Annotated in this window: 9 protein-coding genes; 6 read left to right on the top strand and 3 right to left on the bottom strand. The window is 46.9% G+C overall.

Going from position 1 to position 7,591, the window contains the following annotated elements; genetic code table 11:
- Together ACJ751_RS14635 and ACJ751_RS14630 are read left to right on the top strand one after the other, a co-directional pair.
- Positions 1-558: MotA/TolQ/ExbB proton channel family protein (locus ACJ751_RS14635; protein WP_407746243.1), on the top strand; the 558-nt coding region annotated here is incomplete at its 5' end.
- A gap of 24 nt (positions 559-582) precedes the next feature.
- Positions 583-984: an ExbD/TolR family protein gene (locus ACJ751_RS14630; RefSeq protein ID WP_407746242.1), complete on the top strand. Its 402-nt coding sequence runs from the start codon at positions 583-585 to the stop codon at positions 982-984.
- A gap of 33 nt (positions 985-1,017) precedes the next feature.
- Here ACJ751_RS14630 and prmC read toward each other — a convergent pair whose 3' ends face one another.
- A complete protein-coding gene (prmC, locus tag ACJ751_RS14625) occupies positions 1,018-1,944 on the bottom strand; it encodes a peptide chain release factor N(5)-glutamine methyltransferase (protein ID WP_407746241.1) in 927 nt (308 codons plus the stop codon).
- Positions 1,945-1,954: 10 nt separating this feature from the next.
- Between prmC and ribD the strand changes: the two genes are divergently transcribed.
- The 4 genes from ribD to ACJ751_RS14605 are packed head-to-tail and all read left to right on the top strand — an operon-like array spanning position 1,955 to position 5,450.
- Complete coding sequence (gene ribD, locus ACJ751_RS14620; protein WP_407746240.1) at positions 1,955-3,061, top strand: bifunctional diaminohydroxyphosphoribosylaminopyrimidine deaminase/5-amino-6-(5-phosphoribosylamino)uracil reductase RibD; 1,107 nt, start codon at positions 1,955-1,957, stop codon at positions 3,059-3,061.
- Positions 3,058-3,942: a hypothetical protein gene (locus tag ACJ751_RS14615; protein WP_407746239.1), complete on the top strand. Its 885-nt coding sequence runs from the start codon at positions 3,058-3,060 to the stop codon at positions 3,940-3,942. The genes ribD and ACJ751_RS14615 overlap by 4 nt, the downstream gene beginning before the upstream one ends.
- Positions 3,943-3,970: 28 nt before the next feature.
- A complete protein-coding gene (locus ACJ751_RS14610) occupies positions 3,971-4,582 on the top strand; it encodes a YigZ family protein (RefSeq protein WP_407746238.1) in 612 nt (203 codons plus the stop codon).
- 31 nt (positions 4,583-4,613) lie between these two features.
- A complete protein-coding gene (locus tag ACJ751_RS14605) occupies positions 4,614-5,450 on the top strand; it encodes an XAC2610-related protein (RefSeq protein ID WP_407746237.1) in 837 nt (278 codons plus the stop codon).
- Positions 5,451-5,459: 9 nt separating this feature from the next.
- Here the strand turns inward: ACJ751_RS14605 and ACJ751_RS14600 are convergent, their stop codons facing one another.
- Both ACJ751_RS14600 and ACJ751_RS14595 read right to left on the bottom strand, forming a co-directional pair.
- Positions 5,460-6,356 (bottom strand): 3-hydroxyacyl-CoA dehydrogenase family protein, encoded by an 897-nt coding sequence (locus ACJ751_RS14600; protein ID WP_407746236.1) that lies wholly within the window; start codon positions 6,354-6,356, stop codon positions 5,460-5,462.
- A gap of 367 nt (positions 6,357-6,723) precedes the next feature.
- Positions 6,724-7,365: a carboxypeptidase-like regulatory domain-containing protein gene (locus ACJ751_RS14595; protein ID WP_407746235.1), complete on the bottom strand. Its 642-nt coding sequence runs from the start codon at positions 7,363-7,365 to the stop codon at positions 6,724-6,726.
- Positions 7,366-7,591: the final 226 nt, after the last annotated feature.

The following is a 7,591-nucleotide window of genomic DNA, read 5'->3' as shown; positions in this document are numbered from 1 at the left end:
CTGTTTGTACTGGCTGTTTTCTTCTTCTTCGAAAGGCTCATTGCTATTCGTAAGGCCAGTAATATTGATCCCAACTTCATGTATATAATACGGGATAATATCTTTAGTGGTAATGTGTCAGCAGCCCGGTCAATGGCTAAAAATACGCCCAACCCGGTGGCCCGCATCATCGATAAAGGGTTACAGCGTATAGGTAAACCCATCGAGGCTATTGAAAAAAGCATGGAAAATGTAGGTAAGCTCGAAGTGTATAAAATGGAACGCAACCTGTCGGTTTTATCATTGGTGTATGGTATTGCGCCCATGTTCGGGTTCCTGGGAACCATCTTCGGGATGTTGCAATTGTTCTATAATATCAATGCATCGGGCGAGTTTACTCCGGCCCAGATAGCAGGTGGTATTTATACGAAAATGATCACTTCTGCATCCGGATTGATCATTGGTCTGCTGGCGTATGTAGGATATAATTTCCTGAATGCACAGATCGATAAAACAGTGAACCGCATGGAAGCCGCCAGCGCAGAATTCATTGATATTTTGCAGGAACCAACACGATAGACAAACCTAAATAATACAGGTAAAATGAATTTAAGAAGAAGATTAAAAGGACATCCGGAACTGCATGCAGGTGCGTTGAACGACATCCTGTTCATCCTGTTGTTCTTCTTCCTCATAGTATCTACCCTGGCCAATCCGAATGTGATCAAGTTGTCGCAACCCAAGGCCAAGAGCGATACCAAGGCCAAGCAAACGGTTATCGTGAACATAAAACCTACTGGTGAATACATCATCAATGGTAAACAGATCACGATAGAAGAAATGAAGGCCTTTATGGAGCCTTATGTGATGAAAGATTCCACGCAGGCCACCATTGCGATCAATGCCGATAAAACGGTTCCGCTCGAAGATGTGGTGGCGGTAATGCGGGTAGCCCGCGAACTGGGCGCCCGGTCAACGCTACTGGTAGATACAAAAGTGAAATAAGTTACTGCCCCGACACTAGTGTCGGGGTTCTTTTTAACCCTTATCCACAAGGCGTTCTGCCCGCACCATCCGGTCCTTTCCCTGAAAATCTTTCTTTACCGCTGCATTAAAGCCTTTCGATTCAAATAACCCTTTTGTTTTTTGACCCAGATCTTCATGAATTTCTACAAAAACGCAACCGTGTTTGGGCAGCGTGCGTTGGGCAAAACGGGCAATGGCATCATAGAACACCAGTGCATCGTTATCAGGTACAAACAAAGCCAGGTGCGGTTCATAAGCCAGTACATTTTGCAACATGGTGTTTTTATCGCTTTGCGGAATATAAGGCGGATTGCTAACGATGATGTCAACCTCAGGGAGAGATGACCAGCTGTCTGCATCTAAAAAATCGACCTGTAAAAAATGAATGGGTGTTTGTTGGGCGGCTGCATTGCGGGCAGCTACCGCCAAAGCCCCTTCACTTACATCACAGGCATATACTTCTGCCTGCGGCAGTTTTTTCTTTAACGAAATTGGGATACAACCACTTCCGGTACCAATGTCAAGAATGCGTAGCATTTCCGGATTATTGTTGATGGCCGCGACGGAGCCTTTGCCCTCTGCCCTTTGCCCTTTGGCCGCTGCCCACTGCCTTGCGTTTTCCCCCACCCACTCAACCAGCTCCTCCGTTTCCGGCCTGGGAATCAGCACCTGCTCATCCACATAGAACGGCATGCCGCAAAACCAGGTCTCATGTAAAACGTATTGCACCGGTTTATGGGTAAGCAGTTGCCGGGTATATTCCTGTAGCCGGTCCGCACCATCAGGGGCCAGGGACGACTGTTTATGCACAATACGGTCAATCTTTCGCAGACCGGTAACATGTTCCATTACCCAGTCGGCAATGTTGGCCGCCTCGCGGTTATCATACAGCTCAGCCAGGGCCGTTTGAAGTTGTTGTTGCGCCTCGTATACCGTCATGGGGGCAAAGATGAGGGTATTTTGGCGTATATTTGCGGCCTCGAAACGAGGCCCACCATTGACAATTCACGAAACATACATGCAGCGCTGTATTGAACTGGCGAAAGCCGGGGCTGGATACGTGGCGCCCAACCCCATGGTGGGCGCGGTGCTGGTGCATGAAAACCGCATCATAGGCGAGGGGTACCATCAAAAATATGGCGGTCCGCATGCCGAAGTGCATTGCGTGAATTCCGTGCAGGGATCCGACCGGCATTTGATTTCCCAATCAGTGATGTATGTATCGCTGGAGCCTTGCGCCCATTTTGGCAAAACACCGCCCTGCGCCGATCTGATCATTGAAAAAAAGATCCCCGAAGTGGTTATTGGCGTGCGCGATCCGTTTAAACAGGTGGATGGAAAAGGGGTAGAAAAATTAAAAGCCGCCGGGGTGAAAGTTACCCTGGGCGTGCTGGAGCAGGATTGCAAAACTCTGAATAAACGGTTCATCACTTTCAATACCCAACAACGCCCCTATATTATTTTGAAATGGGCCCAAACGGCCAACGGAAAAATGGCGACGGAGACCGGGGGAGAACGTTTATTGATCAGCAATGAGTTTACCAACCGGCTGGTACATAAATGGCGAAGCGAAGAAGCGGCCATTCTGGTAGGTACCAATACCGCCCTTTTCGATGATCCGGCATTGACCACCCGTTTATGGAACGGCCCGGATCCCGTTCGGCTGTTGGTGGATATGAACCTGAGATTGCCGTCATCGTTACAGTTGTTTAATCAGCAGGTGAGAACCATCGTGTTCAATAGCCTGAAGCAGGAAGAAAAAGAGAACCTGATGTATTACCAGGTTACAAAGGATGTACCTCTTGTTAACCAGGTAGTGCATGCATTATACCAGTTAAAGATCCAGAGTGTGCTGGTGGAAGGCGGCGCGCAATTGCTGCAATCGTTTATTGATGAAGGAGCATGGGATGAAATACGCATAATCACCAATAACGAGCTGGTGGCGCCGCAGGGTTTACCTGCCCCACGCATGCAAAGCGGCCAACTGTTGCACCAGGAAACAATGTTCTCTGATACCCTTCAATATTTTGTGAACCCGCAAACCCTGGCCCATTGAGCAGTTTATTATTTCTCATTGCCAGTATCGTATTGACCGCATGGCTTACCATTTCCTTTAAAATAATCGACCGGTTGGGCATCAATAACCTGCAGGCTATTGTATACAACTATACCGTGTGTGTGATAACCGGCAGTATAGTGAACGGCAGTTTCCCCATAAACGGGACGCTGGTTCACCAACCCTGGTTTGTGTGGGCATTGTTTATGGGCGCCTGTTTTATTTCGCTGTTTAACCTGGCTGCCTATACCGTTCAAAAGATTGGCGTGGCGGCAGCAACGGTGGCGTATAAGTTATCGATGGTGATACCCTTTTTGTTTTCGCTGTACCTGTATCATGAAAAAGCTACGATATTGAAGTTTGCAGGCGTAGCGCTGGCCCTGCTGGCGGTTTGGTTCACCACCCGGCCTGCGGCAGGAAATAGGAAAGACAAAAAAGTATCGTGGCTCATCTGGGCTATGCCGCTGTTGTTATTTGTAGGCAGCGGCCTGCTCGATACTATGATAAAATATGTTGAACAGGCATTTATCAACCCGGCTAACCAGAACGCTTACCTGATCACCGCTTTTTGTGTGGCTGCTTCGGTAGGCTGGCTTATTTTGTTTTATCTGTTTGCTACCGGGCGGCAAAAAATGTCTGGCAGGGCAGTCCTGGCAGGTATCGGGATCGGGGTGCCGAATTATTTTTCCATCTGGACTTTGCTGGGCGCCTTAAAAGGCTATTCCGGCAACAGCTCGGCCATTATTCCCATCAATAACATGGGCATTGTGCTGCTTACGGCTTTAGTAGCCTGGTTGATCTTTAAAGAAAAGTTGTCAGCCACCAACTGGCTGGGAATTGCCTTATCACTGGGTGCAATTGCGTTGATCGCTTATGGATGACCCGTCCATTTTTCAATAACATTTAATTATGACCGACCTCGAATTCTTTTACACCATAGAAAAATCAACCTCCGCAGAATTTAAAGACCGTGGCAGTAAGTTTATTGCCTATACTTACCCGATACAGTCGGTAGAGGAATTTAAAAAGTGTATGGAAGCCATCAAGAAAGAACACCCCAAGGCTACCCATCACTGTTTTGCCTATCGCATAGGGCTTGATAATAATACATACCGCGTTAGCGATGATGGCGAACCATCAGGCACCGCCGGTAAACCCATCCTGGGCCAAATAGACAGTAAAAAACTTACCAACGTGCTGGTAGTGGTAGTGCGTTATTTCGGCGGCACTTTGCTGGGGGTACCCGGATTGATCAACGCCTACAAATCAGCCGCTTCCCTGGCCCTGCAGGTAACGCCCATTGTTCAAAAACCCATTGAAGTGGCCTATACCCTCCAGTTCGATTATACGCAAATGAACGAAGTGATGATGCAGGTAAAACAACTGAACTGCACGGTATTGGAAAAAGATATGAACCTGTTTTGCCACCTGGTGATCGGCATATCCAAGGGCCGGCTTAACGAAGCTATATATAAGTTCAAAGAAATGCGCGGAGTGGAAATTGTGGAGAAGAATTTGTAGTATCTTTCTCCTAACTGAGGTCTGAAAGCGTATGAAACGGTTTATTACGGTAATAATCCTGTCCCTCGTATTGATTCAAGCCTGTAAACCAGGTAAAGGGCCCTGGGGCAAAAACAAGTCAACAGATACCTTATCGGTACACGCCGTTCCTTACGAGGTGCTGTTAAGCAAGGCTATGGACAGCGCCGAGGAGATCGCCTTTTTCCGGGATTACTGCATTCGGAAACTGGACAGTCATAAAGCGGAAAACCAGTTTTACACCCTGGCCGTTTTTGAAGGCGACACCAACCGCATCCAATTCTACAAAGGAAATATCTGCACCGATCAAAAGCAACATGCATTAGTGGGGTTTGAAGAAAGGAACCTGTTCTTCTTTTTTATAAAAGACAACAACTGGCAGCTGCGTCAGGTAATGAACGGGTTTGGAAAGATCAGGGACAGCGCGATTCAGTTCTGCGATATAAACTTCGATGGCTTTAAAGATGTATCAATTACCTGGAACTATTCTGCAGGCATCTGTAACTGCTCTTCGCCTGGCTGCCACGACGTGTATTTGTACAACAACGAGGAAGACAGACTGGAACATTTGCCCGAGATAAGATCATACTATGATTTTGGCTTGTCCACCGGGGAAAAGTCGATCTATCTGGGTGAACATTGCAAAGGCTTTTATGGCAAGTACACCTGGCAAAATGGGAAACTGCAGATCCAGGAAGAATACGCCAGCAACCAATGGAGTGAGGCGGATACCTGCAACTGGCACCTGGAACACTTTATTTATTGCGATGGCGAGCGTGTTCCGGCCTATACCATACCTAATTTACCTTTGCCTGAAAAGTGGCAACAGGTGTTTGGATGGAATGAATAACTTAAAAACCTACAAACGGAACCTGTCACTCACCACAAGCTCTTTACTACCCGCCTCATACTTATAAAACCCTTCACCACTCTTCACACCTAAATAACCCGCCGTAACCATATTCGTGAGTAATGGGCAGGGCGCATATTTCGGGTTGCCGAAACCTTCGAACAACACATTCAAAATGGCATGACAGGTATCCAATCCAATAAAATCGGCCAGCTGTAAGGGACCCATGGGGTGGGCCATACCCAGCTTCATGATGGTATCAATTTCATTTACGCCGGCGATGCCTTCGTATAGACTGTAGATTGCCTCATTGATCATGGGCATCAAAATCCGGTTGGCAATAAAACCGGGATAATCGTTCACCACACAGGGAACTTTACCCAGTTGTTTGCTCAGCGCAACAATGCTGTCGGTAACGTTTTTGGAAGTGGCGTAGCCATTAATGATCTCTACCAGCTTCATCACCGGTACGGGATTCATAAAGTGCATCCCGATCACCTGGGACGCGCGTTTGGTAACGGCGGCAATGCGGGTGATGGAAATAGAAGAAGTATTGGTAGCCAGTAATGCATGGCCGGGGGCCAGGTTATCGAGTTGTTTAAAGATATTCAGTTTAAGATCTATGTTTTCCGTAGCAGCTTCCACCACCAGCTGGGCTTCTTTAACCCCCTGGGCCATATCGGTAAATGTAGTGAGGTTGGCCAGGGCATTCTTTTTCTGCTCTTCGGTGGCGGCGCCTTTGGCTATCTGGCGGTCGAAGTTCTTTTGAATGGTCTGTAGGGCTTTATCCAGCTGACCGGCATTTACATCTATCAGGTTTACGGCAAAACCATTTTGTGCAAAAACATGCGCAATGCCATTTCCCATGGTGCCGGCGCCAATAACTGCTATATTTTTCAAATCCATATGGTAAGTTAATGAGGCGCTAATATACTAACGAGTGTTAATATAGAAAAGACAATGTTGAAAAGGCAGTAGGCAGTGGGCACCAGGCAGTGGTGGGAAAGGGCAAAGGGCAGAGAATCGACGCGGCAATCGACAAAACAGCCTATCCGCCTTTGGCGGAAACGAATGCATTTTGGCCGGTCAACGCGTAACTGGTAACCGGCGACCGGAAACCCAGGAATTCAATAACCTACGAATCTAATAACGTAAAACTTAGAACCAGGTAGGCAGAACATTAATCCACAACCCTTATCAACGCTATCAACTCCGTCAACCCTATCAACGTGTCAACTTGTTAACTCGTCAACTGGTCAACTGGTCAACCAACTCAATTCTGATTCTTAAAATCCCCCCGCTTCCATGCCTGAATAAACTCAGCCCAGGCTGCGGGATTGAAGATGTTTTGAGGCGGGGACTGTCCGTTATAATAATACCGTTGCGCATTGTTCCGTAAAAACATGTTGGAACTTTCCCGGCCATCGCGGGGAAGTGTGCGGGCCAGTACCCGGCGTTTTGATTCATCGTTATTCTTACGGGCAATTTCCAGATCGTCGTCTGGAATGTCAACATTTACAAAATCGCGTTCAAACTGTTCTTTGGTGGGGCGTGGTTTAATGATGGTGGCTGGCAGGTAAACCGTATCGGTAACCATCAATTGCAGCAAACTGAATTGATTGCCTTCAAGTTCGCGCGGAATGGTGGCCAGTTTGGGTTTATAGCCGATAGACGTAAACTCCACGATATCGCCCTTCATCACCACGATACTGAAAACCCCCTGTTCATTTGTAATGGTACCCCGGTTCTGTCCCTTAATCATAACAGTAACGGAAGGAATGGCCCTGAGACTGTCGGCCGTCATTACAACGCCATATAATTGCACTACGGAGTCTTTCAGCTTTTCAAACTGAGCTTTAGAGGCAAAAGGGATGGCAATCGCCAGGGAAATCAGAAAAAGTAAACGTCTTTTCATGCCCGTCAAATATATACATAATGGCTAAAATACTTCAACAAAATACTCCTGCCAATGGTTAATTTTGCAGCAAATAAATCTTTTTAACAAAACTCTTAGATGAATGACCCCTGACAAAGTTTTAGACGCATTGAGGAACGTTCAGGAACCGGATTTAGGACAGGATATTGTTACGATTAACATGTTTTAATATATTTTGTTTTTGGGTATTTTAGTGTATTTGTGT

The sequence above is a fragment of the Niastella sp. genome (assembly GCF_045805085.1).
GTDB lineage: Bacteria > Bacteroidota > Bacteroidia > Chitinophagales > Chitinophagaceae > Niastella.
This window is presented reverse-complemented; position numbering and strand designations above follow the sequence as displayed.

What these genes read in the sequence shown, in the direction of transcription:
- ACJ751_RS14630 (WP_407746242.1), top strand. Translation starts at nt 583, where the DNA reads ATGAATTTAAGAAGAAGATTAAAAGGACATCCGGAACTGCATGCAGGT.
- ACJ751_RS14605 (WP_407746237.1), top strand. Translation starts at nt 4,614, where the DNA reads ATGAAACGGTTTATTACGGTAATAATCCTGTCCCTCGTATTGATTCAA.
- ACJ751_RS14595 (WP_407746235.1), bottom strand. Translation starts at nt 7,365, where the DNA reads ATGAAAAGACGTTTACTTTTTCTGATTTCCCTGGCGATTGCCATCCCT.
- ACJ751_RS14600 (WP_407746236.1), bottom strand. Translation starts at nt 6,356, where the DNA reads ATGGATTTGAAAAATATAGCAGTTATTGGCGCCGGCACCATGGGAAAT.
- prmC (WP_407746241.1), bottom strand. Translation starts at nt 1,944, where the DNA reads ATGACGGTATACGAGGCGCAACAACAACTTCAAACGGCCCTGGCTGAG.
- ACJ751_RS14610 (WP_407746238.1), top strand. Translation starts at nt 3,971, where the DNA reads ATGACCGACCTCGAATTCTTTTACACCATAGAAAAATCAACCTCCGCA.
- ribD (WP_407746240.1), top strand. Translation starts at nt 1,955, where the DNA reads ATGAGGGTATTTTGGCGTATATTTGCGGCCTCGAAACGAGGCCCACCA.